Raw genomic sequence first — 16,165 nt, 5'->3', positions numbered from 1 at the left:
ACGAGCGCCCACACTATCGGCTGGGCAAGGCGGCGGCCCGCCGCCTGTGGATAACCCACGTGCGACGGGCCGTTCGGTTGCGTACGAAAAGTGCGGCGACGCGTGCCTCGCGTCAGACGGCGGCCTTCTTCAGCCTGCGGCGTTCGCGTTCCGACAGGCCGCCCCAGATGCCGAAGCGCTCGTCGTTGGCGAGGGCGTATTCGAGGCATTCGGAGCGGACCTCGCAGGACAGGCAGACCTTCTTGGCCTCGCGGGTCGAGCCGCCCTTCTCGGGAAAGAAGGACTCGGGGTCGGTCTGGGCGCACAGCGCGCGCTCCTGCCAGCCGAGTTCCTCGTCCGCGTCGTCGACCAGCAGTTGCTGCACCAGCTCGGTCATGTGCGCCCCTCGTCTGTCTTCGCGTCCCCGTGTGACGGCCGTTACCGATTTCGGCTGAACGACACGAGTGAAATTACAAGTGTGCTGCTCCGGGCGAGTCAAGCCGAGATCTGCTATTGAGCCCCTTATTCACTCTGCGGAACCAAGGCCTTGCAGAAAGTGTTCAAATCGGCCTAAACCTTGACAAGCAGACGAGACCCGAGCGGGCTGCCGAGCCGTGCCGGCCCTTTCGGACCTGTACGGGGAAGGACGCCCATCAGTTCGAACTCGTTCCGTGTGCGCCCGTGGAAGTCGTGCGAAGTCGCGGCCCGTGCGCCCGGTTGTGCGCCATGTGTCCCGGTAGGCGCGTGAACAAACCTTTCATCAGGGAGATGGACCGGATGAGGTGAAACATGTCCCACTTCCCGGGTGTCGAGTTGACAGTGAACGTGTGACCCGCTGTCCTTGTGGGCATGCTCGCGAACTTGGCACTCACCTCGACCCGCACTGCCGGGTCCCACGGTGCTGCCCGCGCTCGCTGTAGCTGTTGTTGCTGTTCCAGCTGTTGAGCCCAACGCGCTCCGGCTGCCTCTGAGTCCACCGTGACTCGGCTGCTTGTTCCCCGCCCGCATCCGGGCATTCCTGTCTTCCCGTGATCCGGGCGGACGGTACGCGACACCCAGCCAGCCCCCACACTCTCCGCCGAGGACCCATCGCACCCATGAACAGCGACAACGACCTCCAGATCGCCGGCGACCTCCTAGAGGTCCCGCACCTCCTCCAGGCCCCGCGCGAGCACCCGGCCACCGTCGCCGACTTCGTCGGCCTGGCACGCTCCATCGCCGCCGACCGCTCGCAGTGGGGGCACCTCGTCCAGTACGACGCGACGAGCCGCTGGTACCACCGGCTGCGTACCGGGCCCGGCTACGAGGTGTGGCTGCTGTCCTGGGTCCCCGGTCAGGGCAGCGGGCTGCACGACCACGGCCGCTCCTCGGGGGTCCTCACCGTCCTGGAGGGCACGCTGACCGAGCGCGCCGAGCGGGGCACGCGCGCGCTGGGGGCGGGGGCGCAGCGGGTGTTCGCGCCGGGGTACGTGCACGAAGTCGTCAACGACGCGCTGGAGCCGGCGGTGAGTCTGCACGTCTACTACCCGGGGCTGACCGAGATGCCGATGTACACCGCCTGCACCGCTCGCGAGACCCACGGCGAGGTGGACGTCGTAACCGCATGACGCGTTGTCGTACCCGCCTGTAAGACTTGCTCCCATGCGCATTGTGGTTCTGGCAGGCGGCATCGGCGGTGCCCGGTTCCTGCGTGGTCTGAAGCAGGCCGCGCCGGACGCGGACATCACGGTCATCGGTAACACCGGGGACGACATCCACCTCTTCGGGCTGAAGGTCTGCCCGGACCTCGACACGGTGATGTACACGCTCGGCGGCGGTATCAACGAGGAGCAGGGCTGGGGGCGGGCCGAGGAGACCTTCCACCTCAAGGAGGAGCTCGCGGCGTACGGCGTCGGACCCGAGTGGTTCGGGCTCGGGGACCGGGACTTCGCCACGCACATCGTGCGGACGCAGATGATCGGTGCCGGGTATCCGCTGAGCGCGGTGACCGAGGCACTGTGCGACCGGTGGAAGCCGGGGGTGCGGTTGATCCCGATGACCGACGACCGGGTCGAGACGCATGTGGCCGTGGAGATCGACGGTGAGCGCAAGGCCGTTCACTTCCAGGAGTACTGGGTGCGGCTGCGGGCGTCCGTTCCGGCCCACGCGGTCGTGCCGGTGGGCGCGGAGCAGTCCAAGCCGGCGCCGGGGGTGCTGGAGGCGATCGCGGAGGCGGACGTCGTGCTGTTCCCGCCGTCCAACCCGGTGGTGTCCGTCGGCACGATCCTCGCCGTGCCCGGCATCCGCGAGGCGATCGCCGAGGCCGGGGTGCCGGTGGTGGGCCTGTCCCCCATCGTCGGGGACGCGCCCGTGCGCGGCATGGCCGACAAGGTGCTGGCGGCGGTCGGCGTCGAGTCCACGGCCGCGGCCGTCGCCGAGCACTACGGCTCGGGGCTGCTGGACGGCTGGCTCGTCGACACCGTGGACGCCGGAGCGGTCGACCGGATCGAGTCGGCCGGCATCCGCTGCCGGGCCGTACCCCTGATGATGACCGACCTGGACGCGACCGCGCGGATGGCCCAGGAGGCGCTGGAGCTGGCGGAGGAGGTGCGCGGAGCTTGAGCGGCGAGGTGGCGGGTGAGGCACGGGGCTCGGGGGAAGCGGTGGCCGGGAGCCGGGGTCGCGCGGCTCCGGAAGGGGTGGCCGGAAGCCGGGGTAGCGCGCGTGCCGCCGGCGGCGGGCCGGTGAACGACGAAGCGGCCGCGAGCGGCCGGTCCGGGGTCGCGGGGGGCGCGGTGACCGGGTCCGGTCGTGGGTCGACGGGCAGCACGGCGGACGGGTCCGGTCACGGGACGACGGGCAACACAGCCGACGAGACCGGCCACGGGACAACGGGCAACACGACCGACGAGTCCGGGCGCGGGACCGCGGGCAGCAGCGTGGCGAACCCGACCGGCCACGGGACAGCAGACGGCACGGCGAACCCGTCCGGTCACGGAGCGGCTGGGAGCGCCACGAGCGGGTCCGGTCACGGGACAGCAGACGGCCCCACGGACCCGGTCGGCCACGAGTCCGCGCAGGACTCGGCGGGGGGTGGTTTCCGTGTGTGGGCCGTGGCCGGTATGCCTGAGGTCGCGCGGGGGGACGACCTTGCCAAGCTGATCGCCGCCGCCGAGCCGGGGCTCGTCGACGGGGACGTGTTGCTCGTCACCTCGAAGATCGTGTCGAAGGCGGAGGGGCGGGTCGTCGAGGCGAGCGACCGGGAGGCCGCGATCGATGCCGAGACCGTACGGGTCGTGGCGCGGCGCGGGGCGCTCAGGATCGTCGAGAACCGGCAGGGGCTCGTGATGGCCGCCGCCGGGGTCGACGCCTCCAACACCCCTTCGGGGACCGTGCTGTTGCTGCCCGAGGACCCCGACGCGTCGGCGCGGGCGATCCGGGACGGGCTGCGGGACGCCCTCGGGGTCGACGTCGGGGTCCTCGTCACCGACACCTTCGGGCGGCCCTGGCGCGCCGGGCTCACCGATGTCGCGATCGGCGCCGCCGGAGTGCGGGTGCTGGACGATCTGCGGGGCGGCACGGACGCGTACGGCAATCCGCTCAGCGCGACCGTCGTGGCGACGGCCGACGAACTGGCCGCCGCCGGTGATCTCGTCAAGGGCAAGGCCGCAGGTCTCCCCGTCGCCGTCGTGCGCGGGCTGGCGCACGTCGTGGCCGGGGAGCACGGGGAGGGAGCGCGGGCCATGGTGCGTCACGCGCGCGACGACATGTTCCGGCTGGGGACCTCGGAGGCCGTCCGGGAGGCGGTCACCCAGCGTCGTACCGTACGGGCCTTCACGGACGAGCCCGTCGACCCCGGAGCCGTACGACGGGCCGTCGCCGCGGCCGTCACCGCGCCGGCACCGCATCACACGACGCCGTGGCGGTTCGTTCTGCTGGAGTCCGAGGCCTCGCGGACCGGGCTGCTGGACGCCATGCGGGACGCCTGGATCGCCGATCTGCGGCGGGACGGGAAGTCCGAGGAGTCCATAGCCAAGCGGGTGCGGCGCGGGGACGTGCTGCGCAACGCGCCGTATCTCGTCGTGCCGTGTCTGGTGATGGACGGCTCGCACACCTACGGCGATGTGCGGCGGGACGCGGCCGAGCGGGAGATGTTCGTCGTCGCCGCGGGTGCCGGGGTGCAGAACTTCCTCGTCGCGCTGGCCGGGGAGCGGCTGGGGTCGGCGTGGGTGTCGTCCACCATGTTCTGCCGCGAGGAGGTACGGGAGGTGCTGGGGCTGCCGGCGGACTGGGATCCGATGGGGGCCGTTGCCGTGGGACATCCGGCGGAGCAGCCTCGGCCCCGGCCGGATCGGGATGCGGGGAGTTTCATCGAGGTGCGGTGATGTGCGCCGGCTTCGTCGAGGTGCGGTGGTGGGCCTCGGCTTGCGCCTAGTCTCGTAGGGCTTCTTCCGGTTCCTCTCGTACCCCAGGACTTCATTCGTGGCAGGACGTTTCGCTCCCCGGCCCACGCGTACGACCGTGCGCGGTGGGGAGGTCGTCGTGCCCGCCGCGCGGCGGGAGGCGCCGCGGGTGGAAGCACCGCTGGTGCGGAAGTGGGCGCCGGGGTGGCCCGTCGATCTCGGGCTGGTGCTCGGGGCGCTCAGGCGGGGGCCCGGGGACCCCACGTTCCGGGCTCTTCCGGACGGGTCCGTGTGGCGGGCCAGTCGTACGCCTGTCGGTCCAGGGACCCTGCGGGTTTGCGTGTACGGCGGTGAGGTGCGCGGTGAGGCGTGGGGGCCCGGGGGTGAGTGGCTGCTGTCGCGGTTGCCGGAGCTGCTCGGCGCCGCGGACGATCCTTCCGTCTTCGTGCCCCGGCACCGGGTGGTGGCTCATTCCTGGCATCGGCGGCCGGGGCTGCGGCTGACGCGGACCGGGCTGGTGCTGGAGTCGTTGATTCCTTCCGTGCTGGAGCAGAAGGTCACGACCGATGAGGCGTATCGGGCGTGGCGGTTGCTGGTGCGGAAGTTCGGGGAGCCCGCGCCCGGGCCTGCGGCGGGTGGGCGGTTGTGGGTGATGCCGGCGCCCCGGACGTGGGCGTTGATTCCGTCGTGGGAGTGGCATCGGGCCGGGGTGGACAACAAGCGGGCCTCGACGATTCTGCGGGCTGTGCGGGTGGCTGCGCGGCTGGAGGAGGCGGTGGGGATGTCTCCGGCGGCTGCGCAGGCTCGGCTGGAGGTGGTGCCGGGGGTGGGGCCGTGGACGTCCGCGGAGGTGGTGCAGCGGAGTCATGGGGCGGCGGACGCGGTGACCGTGGGGGATCTGCATCTGCCGGGGATCGTGGGGTTCGCGCTGGCGGGGGATCGGGATGCGGACGATGCGGCGATGTTGTCGCTGCTGGAGCCGTATGCGGGGCAGCGGCATCGGGCGGCTCGGTTGATCCTGTTGAGTGGGCGGGTTCCGGGGCGGCGGGCGCCGCGGATGACCCGGGGGGATATCGGGCGGTTGTGAAGGTGCGGTGGGTGGGGTTGGCGTGGCGGTTTTTCGCCCCCGCCGCCCCTACCCGTCCCATCCCCAGGGGCTGCCGCCCCTTCGACCCCGCCCAGGGGGCTCCGCCCCCTCCACCCCCGCCGGGGCTCCGCCCCGGACCCCGTCGGCCCTGAAGGGGCCTCGTCCTCAAACGCCGGACGGGCTGACAGAGGCAGACCGTCCTCAACACGCGTTCGCTACTGGTCCGACGAGAAGCGGACCGCTCCCGCGGGGATCTTCGCGTCGCACCAGACTCGCGCGCCGTCCCGCAGTTCGTTGTCGGCGCCGATGATCGCGCCGTCGCCGATGACCGTGCCGGTGAGGATCGAGCGTTCGCCCACGCGGGCCCTGGTGCCGATCAGGGAGTCGGTGATGACGGCACCCGGTTCGACCACCGCGCCCGGAAGGATCGTCGAGCCGGAGACCCTGGCGCCTTCCGCGATGTACGCGCCCTCGCCGACCACCGTGCCGCCGGTCAGTTTCGCGTCGGGGGCGACCCTGGCCGTGGGGAGTATCAGGCGGTCGCCGCAGCGGCCGGGCACCGCGGGGGACGGTGCCCTGCCCAGGACCAGGTCGGCCGAGCCGCGCACGAAGGCGGCGGGGGTGCCGAGGTCCAGCCAGTACGTCGAGTCGACCATGCCCTGGAGGTGGGCTCCGGCCGACAGGAGCTCGGGGAAGGTCTCGCGCTCCACCGAGACCGGGCGGCCCCCCGGGATCGCGTCGATCACCGAGCGGCGGAAGACGTACGCCCCCGCGTTGATCTGGTCGGTGACGATCTCCTCCGGGGTCTGGGGCTTCTCCAGGAACGCCAGGACCCTGCCCGTCTCGTCCGTGGGGACCAGTCCGTAGGCCCGCGGGTCCGTCACCTTCGTGAGGTGCAGGGAGACGTCCGCGCCCGTTGTCTCGTGCGTGCGCACCAGCGCCCTGATGTCCAGGCCCGTCAGGATGTCGCCGTTGAAGACCAGGACCGGCTCGTCGGGGGCGGAGTGCAGCCGGGCGGCCACGTTGCGGATCGCGCCGCCCGTGCCGAGGGGCTCCACCTCGGTGACGTACTCGAGGTGAAGCCCAAGGGAGGAGCCGTCGCCGAAGTGCGGTTCGAAGACCTCCGCGAGATAGCTCGTCGCGAGGACGATGTGGTCGACGCCCGCCGCTCTCGCTCTGGCCAGCTGGTGCGTGAGGAAGGGGACACCGGCCGCGCGGACCATGGGCTTCGGGGTGTGGACCGTGAGGGGTCGCAGCCGTGTGCCCTTGCCGCCGACCAGGAGGATCGCTTCTGTCACCTGTTGTCTCCGCTTCCTGCCGGGACCGGCCCGAACTGTCTTTCGACCGGCCAGTGTATGCAGACCGTTGTGCGGCACCTTCGGCGGCCGTGCGGCATTCGCGCCTGCCCCCCGACGGCGGTGAAACGGGTGGTACGAACTCTCTTCGGTCCTCAGCGACCGTCAACGACCTTGGAGACGGGCAGCTGTCGTGCGGGTGGACCCGAGTTTGCGGTAGAGCTGCCGTCCGGGGCACTCCGTGACGAAGCCGTCCCGATGGCCGGAGATCACGTTCAGTCGTACCTTCCTACCCTTCGGATAGCGGTTGCCACCGCCCGACTTCAGATACGTCTTCCCCTTCGGGTTCGCGCCGTACAGGCCGAGCTTCCACGCGGTGAGCCGTGCGATGGCCCGCGTCACGGCGGCGGGCGGCTTCTTGGAACCGTAGCTGCCGAGGACGGCGATCCCCACGCTGTTGGTGTTGAAGCCGAGGGTGTGGGCGCCGAGGACCGGCTTCGCCACGCCGCCCGCCCGGCCCTCGTAGATGTTTCCGCACTTGTCGACGAGGAAGTTGTAGCCGATGTCGCGCCAGCCCCTGCTCTTGACGTGGTAGCGGTAGATACCGCGAATGAGCGAGGGCGCCTGCGTACAGCGGTACCCGTTGCCGGACGCCGTGTGGTGCACGAAGGCCGCCTTGGACTTCTTCGTGTAGACGAACTTCCGCTCGCGCAGCCTCTCGTCGGCGCCCCAGCCGCGCCGGGTGATGATGCGCGGGCGCGGTCCGATGTACGGCTTCGTCCGCTGCCGTTCCGTCAACTCCCCCGCGCGCAGGGCGAACAGCTCCTGTTCGGTCTGCTGCCGGTTCAGCGCCGGGATCTCGATGGCGCCGGGAGCGGCCAGACCGGCGTTGGCGGCGGACGCGTCCATGGCGGCGGGATCCTCGGCCGGTTCGGCGGTGGGGTCGGACGCGTCCGTCGCGGCGGGATCCTCCGCCGGTTCGGGGGTGGGGGTGGAGCGAAGTGCGACGGCGCGGTGGGAGGCGCCGGCCGCCGCGGCTTCCTGCCGGGCGGACTCCGGTGCGCTGTCCCCCGGGTCCACCAGTTCCAGACGCAGCCCCGCCGGGAGAGGAGCGGTCGTGGTCGCCGTACGGGAGCCGCGGGCCATGTCCTCGGTCCGGTGGTCGGCTTCGGCTCGGACCCTCACCTCCACGCCGTCCGAGTCGCCCACCCACAGCGGTGCCGTCGCACCGTGGACGCGGCCGGACGTGCGCTCGGCCGTGTCGGGGTCGGCGGTGTCGTCGTTGTGGGTCTCCAGGTCCTGCCAGCCGGACCAGGTGTCGGTGCCGACCGCACGGGTGCGGATCTGGACGCGGCCATGCAGCTCGATGTCCGGGTCGTCCCAGATCACGCCTGCGAGGGAGAAGTGCCGTACGTCCCGGCGGGGCAGGCCCTGTTCGTCGGCCGGGGCGAGGGTGAAGTCGCGGGAGGCGAGGGGCGCGAGGGGCAGCGACTGGGTGCTGCCGAGGGCTTCCGCGCCCGACGCCGGTCTCACGGCCGCCGGGGACACCGGTCTCGCCGCGACCGCGGGCGAGGTGAGGGGCAGGGCGAGGGCGGCCGCACAGGTGACGCCGACCGAGGAAGCAAGTAGTCCACGCATGCTCCCGATCCTGGACATAGTCATATAAATCTGTCCATCGGGAAACTGACGGACCGTCGGGTGTTGTTGCGCCGAACCGGTGGCCCCGCGCGGGGGTGTCGAGCCGCGTGCCCGCGTAGGCTTCTGCGGATGAACGCCACCGATCGCACCCCCGCCGACCTGCTGCGTTCCGCGCTCGCCGCGGATCCTGCACGCCCCCTGGTGACCTTCTACGACGACGCCACGGGCGAACGTGTCGAATTGTCCGTGGCCACCTTCGCCAATTGGGTGGCCAAGACCTCGAACCTCCTCCAGGGCGACCTCGCCGCGGCGCCCGGTGACCGGGTGACGCTGTTGCTGCCCGCGCACTGGCAGACGGCGGTGTGGTTGCTGGCCTGCGCGTCGGTAGGGGTGATCGCGGATGTCGGCGGAGATCCGGCCGCGGCCGACGTGGTCGTGAGCGGGCCGGACACACTGGAGGCGGCGCGGGCGTGTTCCGGGGAGCGGATCGCGTTGGCCCTGCGGCCGCTGGGCGGGCGCTTCCCGCAGACGCCGGACGGCTTCGTGGACTACGCCGTGGAGGTGCCGGGACAGGGTGACCGGTTTGTTCCGTTCGCTCCGGTGGAGCCTGACGAGCCCGCGTTGATCGTCGCGGGGCGGGAGTTCAGCGCGGCGGAGGTCGTCGAGCGGGCCCGGGCCGAGGGGACGGGGGATCGCGTGTTGTCGGGGTTGCCGTACGACACATGGGACGGGTTGAACGCCGGGTTGTACGGAGCGCTCGCCACCGGGGGGTCCGTGGTGTTGTGCCGTCATCTGGAGCGGTTGGGCGAGGAGGGGCTCGCCAAGCGGATCGAGAGTGAGCGGGTCACGGCTGTTCGTCGCTGACCGGGCGGTTGCACGCCGGGTGCGGTCACCCGAGTGGAGCAGTACCGGCCGCCCCCGGACACCGGTCCGCGTCATGGTCGTAAGTACAGATTCGTACGCCATGAGGGGTGGGCCGACTCGTGACCGACAGCGCTCGCGCCCTCGGACCCGGCCTCGGGGCGTCGGCCGGTGGTGAAGGGCTCATACGCCGGCGTCGGCGGCGGTGGCTGGGCGGTGCGGGGCTCGCCGCCGCCGTGGCCGTCACGGCCACCGCCGGTGCCGGATGGGCCCTCTACGCCAAGCTCGACGGGAACATCACCGCGGACGACGCGGCCGCCGCCGAGCTCGCCCGGTACGAGAAGGAGCGGCCCACCTCGCTCGTCAAGGACGCGCAGAACATTCTGCTGATCGGGTCCGACTCACGGTCGGGGGACGAGAACGCGCGGTACGGGCGGGACTCGGGGACCGAGCGGTCGGACACCACGATCCTGTTGCATCTGGCCGCCGGGCGACGCACCGCGACGGCCGTGTCGCTGCCGCGGGACCTGATGGTGGAGGTGCCGGCCTGTCTGGGGTCGGACGGGACCCGTGGCGAGGCCGTGTTCACGATGTTCAACAGCGCCTTTCAGAAGGGCGGTTCGGCCTGCACGATCCGAACCGTCGAGAAACTCACGAACATTCGCGTGGACCACCACATGGTCGTCGACTTCCACGGCTTCAAGGACATGGTGGACGCCGTCGACGGAGTGACCGTCTGTCTCGACGAACCGATCAACGACAAGGCGGCCAGGCTGCGGCTTCCGGCGGGGCGGGTGACGCTGGACGGCGAGGAGGCGCTCGGCTATGTGCGGGCCCGCAAGTCCCTCGGCGACGGCAGCGACACCGAGCGGATGGACCGTCAGCAACGTTTTCTCGGGGCGCTCGTCCACAAGGTGCAGAGCAATGACGTACTGCTGAATCCGGTGAAGCTCTATCCGGTACTGGACGCGGCGACTTCCTCACTCACCACCGATCCCGATCTGGCGAGTCTGCGCGGGCTGTACGAACTCGTGCGCGGCCTGCGGCACATCCCCACGGAGCGTGTGCAATTCCTTACCGTGCCGCGAGAGCCGTACGTCAACGACGCCAATCGTGATCAACTCGCGGAACCCGAGGCCCGGCGGCTTTTCGAACGGTTGCGCAAGGATGCGCCGGTGAAGGTGACGGAGAAAGCCCCGAGGTTTTCAGAACATTCTCATGACGAAGAACCTTATGGAGAATCCGAGAAGGAGGGCGGGGCGCCCACCTTCCGCGGCAACACGGCCGCCGAGGACAGCTGCGGGTAAAGCGTTTCCCAAGGCGGCGAACCGGTGTCCGAGCAAATGGGCGGATTGCCCGGTTGTAGGGGCGTGGAATTTGTCACCGTCGTAACCTGTCGGCGAATCGGACGGCTAGTGTGAGCGCTCCGGTGCATCCGGCCGACGGAGGATTCAGCAACCGTGGACGCACAAGGCCGTGGGCGGGCGGGCGACATCGACCCCGCAGACCAGTGGGTACTCAACCCGCACACCGGTGAATACGAACTGCGACTGACCCCTTCCGCACCGCAGTCGGGTATTCCCGGTCCCCGTAGATCCGCGCCCTCCCCGAGCAGGGTGGGCGCACCCGCCGGTCGTACGGCCACTCCCGTGGCGCCGGGCCGTGGGGTGCCGCCGCCGCGCAGGCGGCGGGGCGCGCCGCCCGAGGAGCCGCTGCCGGGGCGCCGTGGGCGCCGGCCGGTCAAGCAGAAGTCGAAGGCGAAGAAGGCCCTGCTGTGGACCGGCGGCGCGATGGCGTTCGTGCTGGTCGCGGCGGCGGGCGGCGGCTATCTCTACATCCGGCACCTGAACGGCAACATCACCTCCGTCTCCGACGACGGTGCGAGCACCGGCGGCTTCCAGTCGGACAAGGCGATCAACATCCTGCTGATCGGCACCGACAAGCGCACCGGCGCGGGCAACGGGAGCTACGGCGACAAGAACAGCGTCGGGCACGCGGACACCACGATCCTGTTGCACGTCTCCAAGGACCGTACGAACGCGACCGCGCTGAGCATCCCGCGCGACCTGATCGTGGACGTCCCCGACTGCGAGACCAAGCAGGAGGACGGCAGCACCAAGGTCATCCCGGGCACGGACGACGTCCGCTTCAACACGAGCCTGGGCCAGGACGAACGGACGCCCAGCTGCACGGTGCGGACCGTCACCGAACTCACCGGGATCCAGGCCGACAACTTCATGGTGGCCGACTTCAACGCGGTCAAGACGCTGACCACGGCGGTCGGCGGGGTCGAGATCTGTCTGGCCAAGGACATCGACGACGAGGACTCCAAGCTCAAGCTGTCGAAGGGCACGCACACCATCTCGGGCGAGCAGGCCCTCGCCTTCGTGCGCACCCGGCACTCGGTCGGCTTCGGTGGTGACCTGAGCCGGATCACGCTCCAGCAGCAGTTCCTGAGCGCGCTGATGCGCAAGCTGAAGTCGAACGACACGCTCACCGACCCGACGAAGATGATCAAGCTGGCGGAGGCGGGCACCAAGGCGCTGACCGTCGACTCCAACCTCGACAGCATCGGCAAGCTGAAGGACCTCGGTCTGGAACTGGGCAAGCTGAACGTGAAGAACCTGACGTTCACGACGGTGCCGGTCGTCGACAACCCGACGGAGAAGGTGAAGGCGACGGTCGTTCTCAACGACGCGACGGCTCCCACCGTCTTCGACATGATCAAGAACGACGTGTCCTTCACCGAGGTCAAGAAGAAGGCCAGCGCGTCCAAGAGCGCCGAGGCGGCCGAGGAGGCGGCCCGGCTCAAGGGCACCAAGTCGGCCGCGTCCGAGGTGCGGGTGCGCATCCTCAACGGCGGTGCGGCGGCGGGCAGCGCACAGGCCGAGCTGGAGTACCTGCAGAACGAAGAGGGCGTACTGAAGTCGGAGAACGCGGGCAACGCGGACGCGGCGCTGAGCAGGACCACGCTGGAGTACGCCCCCGACCAGGCCGACCAGGCACGCAGGCTCGCGGACATCATGGGCCTGTCCGGGGCCCAGCTGAAGCCCGGCAAGAGCGTCATCAACTCCCAGGGCCTGCCCACCATGACCCTCACCCTCGGCAAGGACTTCAAGGGCGCCGGAGTGTCGTTCACCACGGCGACGAAGGCACCCGAGGGGGTGCAGCAGTCCACGGCCGACAAGGTCGAGTGCGCCAAGTGAGAGCCGGCTCTGCGGTGACCTAAGAGGCCTGTCGTGCGTCTAACCAGTCGTACGGCAGGTCTTTTCGTTCGTTCTGCGTGAGGGTGGGGAGACAGGGGATGGGGCGCAGCAGTGTGTACGAGGAGGGGGCGCGGCCGGATGTGCGGCCCGCCGAGGGGCCCGGTCCTGACAGACCCGGACGGCGCGGGCGGCGGCGGGCCAGGGCCCGGCGCAAGCACCGGGTGCTCAGATGGTCGGCGGCCACACTCGCCGTGCTGATACTCGGCAGCGCCGGCGCGGGATACCTCTACTACCAGCATCTGAACAGCAACATCCGCAAGGGGGAGCGCAGCAGCGGTGACTCCAAGGCGCACAAGGCCGAGGCCAACGCGGCCGGGCAGACGCCGTTGAACATCCTGCTGATCGGCTCGGACAGCCGTAACTCCGACGAGAACGTGAAGCTCGGCGGCAGCCGGGACAACCGCGGCAACCCGCCGCTGGGCGATGTGCAGATGCTCATCCACCTGTCCGCGGACCGCAAGAGCGCCGCGATGGTGAGCATCCCGCGCGACACCCGGGTCGACATCCCCAAGTGCACGGACCCGGACACCGGGAAGACATACCCGCCGATCACCGACATCATCAACACCTCCCTGGCGCGCGGCGGCGCCGGCTGCACGCTCGCCACCTGGCAGAACCTCACCGGGGTCTACATCGACCACTGGATGACGATCGACTTCTCGGGCGTGGTGCGGATGGCTGACGCCATCGGCGGTGTCTCCGTCTGTGTCCAGCAGAACGTGTGGGACCGCCCGACGGCCCAGGTGCCCGGCGGATCCGGGCTGAAGATGACGAAGGGCACGCACAAGGTCCAGGGCAAGCAGGCCCTGCAGTGGCTGCGCACCCGGCACGCCTGGGGCAGCGACCTGATCCGGGCCAGGGCCCAGCACATGTACCTGAACTCGATGATCCGGACGCTGAAGGGGCAGAACGTCTTCACCGACACCCCGCGGCTGATGGGCCTCGCCGAGGCGGCCACGAAGTCCCTCAAGGTGTCCGAGGAGATCGGCTCGGTCAAGAAGCTCTACGACCTGGGCATGCAGCTCAAGTCGGTGCCGACGGACCGCATCACCTCGGTGACGATGCCGAACGTCCCGGACCCGAAGAACAAGGAGCACGTCGTACCCGACGGCGCGAACGCCGACAAGCTCTGGGAGATGCTCCGCGACGACGTGTCCCTCGACAACAAGGGCAAGCCCTCGGAGGGGAAGAAGACCGTCGCGGCCACCAAACCCCCTTCCGCGCCGGACGACGAGATCGGCGTCCTCGTGCAGAACGCGACGGCGACCGCCACCCTCGGCCCGGTGGGCGGACGCGCCGGCACGATCGCCGAGGAGCTCGTGCAAAAAGGTTTCTCGCAGGCGTCCAAGGACGCGACGGCGGGCCTCTCCGAGGACCGGACGGTCGTGCGCTACCCGAGCGCCGACCTGCAGGGCGACGCCCAGCGCATCGCCAAGTCCCTGGGAATCCCCATGAGTTCGGTGAAGAAGTCGACCGATGTCTCCGGGGTCACCCTCGTCGTGGGCGCCGACTGGCGTACCGGGACGGCGTATCCGAAGCAGTCCGAGGCCAAGGCCGGTGACCTGCCGGGCAACTCGGACTCCATCAACGGCTCGGACACCGGTCAGTGCATGAACGTGTACTCGGTCTACCGCTGGTAGTCGAACGCGACGGCCGGGGGGCGAACGGAAGGGTCCGGGCGTACGTACATACTTACAGAATCGGCACGGGAACAACTCACGTCGCTCAAGGCCCAACCGGGCGGATAGTGTGAGCGATCCAGCGATCGCCGCGTGGCCCTGACGGAGGATTCGGACAACCGTGGACGCACAAGGCCGTGGGCGGGCGGACGACGTCGACCCCGCAGACCAGTGGGTGCTCAATCCGAACACCGGTGAATACGAACTGCGACTGAGTGCTTCCGCACCGCGGTCGGCCGTTCCCGGTCCGCGTGGATCCGCGCCCTCGCCGAGCAGGATGGGTGCACCGGGCAGTCGTACGACCGCCCCCGTGGCCCCCGGCCGGGACGTACCGCCGCCGCGCAGGCGCCGGGGCGCACCGCCCGAGGAGCCGCTGCCGGGGCGGCGCGGACGGCGGCCGGTCAAGCAGAAGTCGAAGGCGAAGAAGGCCCTGCTGTGGACCGGCGGCACGATGGCGTTCGTCCTGGTCGCCGGTGCCACGGGGGGCTACTTCTACCTCAAGCACCTGGAAGGCAACGTCGGCGTCGCCGACGTCGGTGACGCGGCCGCGAGCAGCTTCAGCAAGGACGAGGCCTTCAACATCCTCATCATCGGCACCGACAAGCGCACCGGTGAGGGCAACGAGGGCTACGGCGACGCGGGCAGCGTGGGCCACGCCGACACCACCATCCTGCTGCACGTCGCCAAGGACCGGACGAACGCGACCGCGCTCAGCATCCCGCGCGACCTGATCGTCGACATACCGGACTGCGAGACCAAGCAGGAGGACGGCTCCCAGAAGGTCGTCGCGGGGCAGGAGGACGTCCGCTTCAACAGGAGCCTCGGGGAGAGCGGCCGGGACGCCGGCTGCACGATGCGCACGGTCGAGGCGGCCACCGGCATCAAGCCCGACCACTTCGTGATGGCCGACTTCAACGCGGTGAAGACCCTGACCACGGCGGTGGACGGGGTCGAGGTCTGTGTGGAGAACGCCGTCAACGACAAGAAGTCGAAGCTCGTCCTGCCCGCCGGCAAGTCGAAGGTGGAGGGCGAGCGGGCCCTCGCCTTCGTGCGCACCCGGCACGCCTTCGGCAACGAGGGCGACCTGGACCGGATCAAGGTGCAGCAGCAGTTCCTGGGCTCGCTGATGCGCAAGATGACCTCCGGCGACACCCTCACCAACCCCGCCAAGCTGCTGAAGCTGGCGGAGGCCGCGACCAACGCGCTGACCGTGGACAAGGCGATCGGCAAGGTCGGCACGCTCAAGGACATCGCTCTGGAGCTGAAGAAGGTGCCGACGAAGAACATCAGCTTCATGACGATCCCGGTCAAGGACAATCCCGCCGAGACGGTCAAGGCGACGGTGGTCGTCGAAGAGACGCGAGCCCCCGCCATTTTCGACGCGATCAAGAACGACGTCTCCTTCACCGAGGTCAAGAAGCAGGAGAAGAAGGAGAAGGCGGAGGTCGCGGCCCGGCTCAAGGGCACCAAGTCCGCCGCGTCCGACGTCCGCGTGCGCATCCTCAACGGCGGTGCGGCGGGGGGCAGTGCGCAGCAGCAGCTCTCCTGGCTCCAGACCGAGGAGGGCGTGACCAAGTCCGAGAACGCGGGCAACGCCGAGGTGACGCTGGCGAAGACGACCCTGGAGTACGCCCCCGACCAGGCCGACCAGGCGCGCAGGCTCGCGGACATCATGGGGCTCTCCGGCTCGGCGATGAAGCCGGGCAAGAGCGTCACCAACTCTCAGGGCCTGCCGGCCATGACCCTCACCCTGGGCAAGGACTTCAAGGGCGCGGGCGTGAAGCTCAGCTCCTCCGCGGCGGCCGCACCGGGCGTGGACAAGTCCACGGCGGACAAGGCGCAGTGCGCGAGTTGAGGTCCCCCGGGGCAGGACCCAGGTCTCACACAGCTTCGTAGGGCAACCTCACGGGCCCGTCGTATGTCTAAGACGTGCGGCGGGCCCGTCGCATGGCGTGCGGGTCCGGTGGGGTGGGTGGGG

The 16,165-nt window shown here is 70.1% G+C and carries 12 protein-coding genes; 9 read left to right on the top strand and 3 right to left on the bottom strand.

Annotated features, from left to right (window positions below):
* Positions 1 to 112: 112 nt before the first annotated feature.
* Positions 113 to 376, bottom strand: a complete 264-nt coding sequence (locus M2157_RS28925) for a WhiB family transcriptional regulator (protein WP_003990679.1) — start codon at positions 374 to 376, stop codon at positions 113 to 115.
* 700 nt (positions 377 to 1,076) lie between these two features.
* On the opposite strand from M2157_RS28925, the gene M2157_RS28920 reads away from it, so the two are divergent.
* From M2157_RS28920 to M2157_RS28905, 4 genes are all read left to right on the top strand, one after another.
* Positions 1,077 to 1,586 (top strand): cysteine dioxygenase family protein, encoded by a 510-nt coding sequence (locus tag M2157_RS28920; protein WP_280858072.1) that lies wholly within the window; start codon positions 1,077 to 1,079, stop codon positions 1,584 to 1,586.
* Between the two features lie 34 nt (positions 1,587 to 1,620).
* Positions 1,621 to 2,580 carry a 2-phospho-L-lactate transferase gene (gene cofD / locus M2157_RS28915; protein ID WP_280858073.1) on the top strand — a complete coding sequence of 320 codons (960 nt, stop codon included), beginning with the start codon at positions 1,621 to 1,623 and terminating at the stop codon, positions 2,578 to 2,580.
* Between the two features lie 317 nt (positions 2,581 to 2,897).
* Complete coding sequence (locus M2157_RS28910; RefSeq protein ID WP_280868289.1) at positions 2,898 to 4,343, top strand: coenzyme F420-0:L-glutamate ligase; 1,446 nt, start codon at positions 2,898 to 2,900, stop codon at positions 4,341 to 4,343.
* Between the two features lie 97 nt (positions 4,344 to 4,440).
* A complete protein-coding gene (locus M2157_RS28905) occupies positions 4,441 to 5,448 on the top strand; it encodes a DNA-3-methyladenine glycosylase 2 family protein (RefSeq protein WP_280858074.1) in 1,008 nt (335 codons plus the stop codon).
* A 215-nt stretch (positions 5,449 to 5,663) separates the two neighbouring features.
* Here M2157_RS28905 and M2157_RS28900 read toward each other — a convergent pair whose 3' ends face one another.
* Together M2157_RS28900 and M2157_RS28895 are read right to left on the bottom strand one after the other, a co-directional pair.
* Positions 5,664 to 6,746 carry an NDP-sugar synthase gene (locus M2157_RS28900; protein ID WP_280858075.1) on the bottom strand — a complete coding sequence of 361 codons (1,083 nt, stop codon included), beginning with the start codon at positions 6,744 to 6,746 and terminating at the stop codon, positions 5,664 to 5,666.
* 162 nt (positions 6,747 to 6,908) lie between these two features.
* Positions 6,909 to 8,381, bottom strand: coding sequence for a peptidoglycan recognition protein (locus tag M2157_RS28895; protein WP_280858076.1), 1,473 nt, complete (start codon positions 8,379 to 8,381; stop codon positions 6,909 to 6,911).
* Between the two features lie 129 nt (positions 8,382 to 8,510).
* On the opposite strand from M2157_RS28895, the gene M2157_RS28890 reads away from it, so the two are divergent.
* The 5 genes from M2157_RS28890 (at position 8,511) to M2157_RS28870 (ending at position 16,042) form a co-directional block, all read left to right on the top strand.
* The gene (locus M2157_RS28890) at positions 8,511 to 9,245 is read left to right on the top strand and encodes a TIGR03089 family protein (protein ID WP_280858077.1); all 735 of its coding nucleotides are present in this window, start codon (positions 8,511 to 8,513) and stop codon (positions 9,243 to 9,245) included.
* 119 nt (positions 9,246 to 9,364) lie between these two features.
* Positions 9,365 to 10,549 carry an LCP family protein gene (locus M2157_RS28885; protein ID WP_280858078.1) on the top strand — a complete coding sequence of 395 codons (1,185 nt, stop codon included), beginning with the start codon at positions 9,365 to 9,367 and terminating at the stop codon, positions 10,547 to 10,549.
* A 153-nt stretch (positions 10,550 to 10,702) separates the two neighbouring features.
* The gene (locus tag M2157_RS28880) at positions 10,703 to 12,448 is read left to right on the top strand and encodes an LCP family protein (protein ID WP_280866633.1); all 1,746 of its coding nucleotides are present in this window, start codon (positions 10,703 to 10,705) and stop codon (positions 12,446 to 12,448) included.
* 98 nt (positions 12,449 to 12,546) lie between these two features.
* Positions 12,547 to 14,148 carry an LCP family protein gene (locus tag M2157_RS28875; protein WP_280866632.1) on the top strand — a complete coding sequence of 534 codons (1,602 nt, stop codon included), beginning with the start codon at positions 12,547 to 12,549 and terminating at the stop codon, positions 14,146 to 14,148.
* 160 nt (positions 14,149 to 14,308) lie between these two features.
* The gene (locus M2157_RS28870) at positions 14,309 to 16,042 is read left to right on the top strand and encodes an LCP family protein (protein ID WP_280858081.1); all 1,734 of its coding nucleotides are present in this window, start codon (positions 14,309 to 14,311) and stop codon (positions 16,040 to 16,042) included.
* Positions 16,043 to 16,165 lie beyond the last annotated feature (123 nt).

The sequence above is a fragment of the Streptomyces sp. SAI-127 genome, assembly GCF_029894425.1.
In the GTDB taxonomy this organism is placed as follows: Bacteria; Actinomycetota; Actinomycetes; order Streptomycetales; family Streptomycetaceae; genus Streptomyces.
The sequence above is the reverse complement of the archived record's forward strand: the minus strand, read 5'-3'. Positions and strand labels throughout refer to the sequence as shown.

Bases quoted from the DNA above. Each gene is read 5' to 3' on its own strand.
- M2157_RS28920 (WP_280858072.1), top strand. From the start codon at position 1,077: ATGAACAGCGACAACGACCTCCAGATCGCCGGCGACCTCCTAGAGGTC.
- M2157_RS28895 (WP_280858076.1), bottom strand. From the start codon at position 8,381: ATGCGTGGACTACTTGCTTCCTCGGTCGGCGTCACCTGTGCGGCCGCC.
- M2157_RS28875 (WP_280866632.1), top strand. From the start codon at position 12,547: ATGGGGCGCAGCAGTGTGTACGAGGAGGGGGCGCGGCCGGATGTGCGG.
- M2157_RS28890 (WP_280858077.1), top strand. From the start codon at position 8,511: ATGAACGCCACCGATCGCACCCCCGCCGACCTGCTGCGTTCCGCGCTC.
- cofD (WP_280858073.1), top strand. From the start codon at position 1,621: ATGCGCATTGTGGTTCTGGCAGGCGGCATCGGCGGTGCCCGGTTCCTG.
- M2157_RS28925 (WP_003990679.1), bottom strand. From the start codon at position 376: ATGACCGAGCTGGTGCAGCAACTGCTGGTCGACGACGCGGACGAGGAA.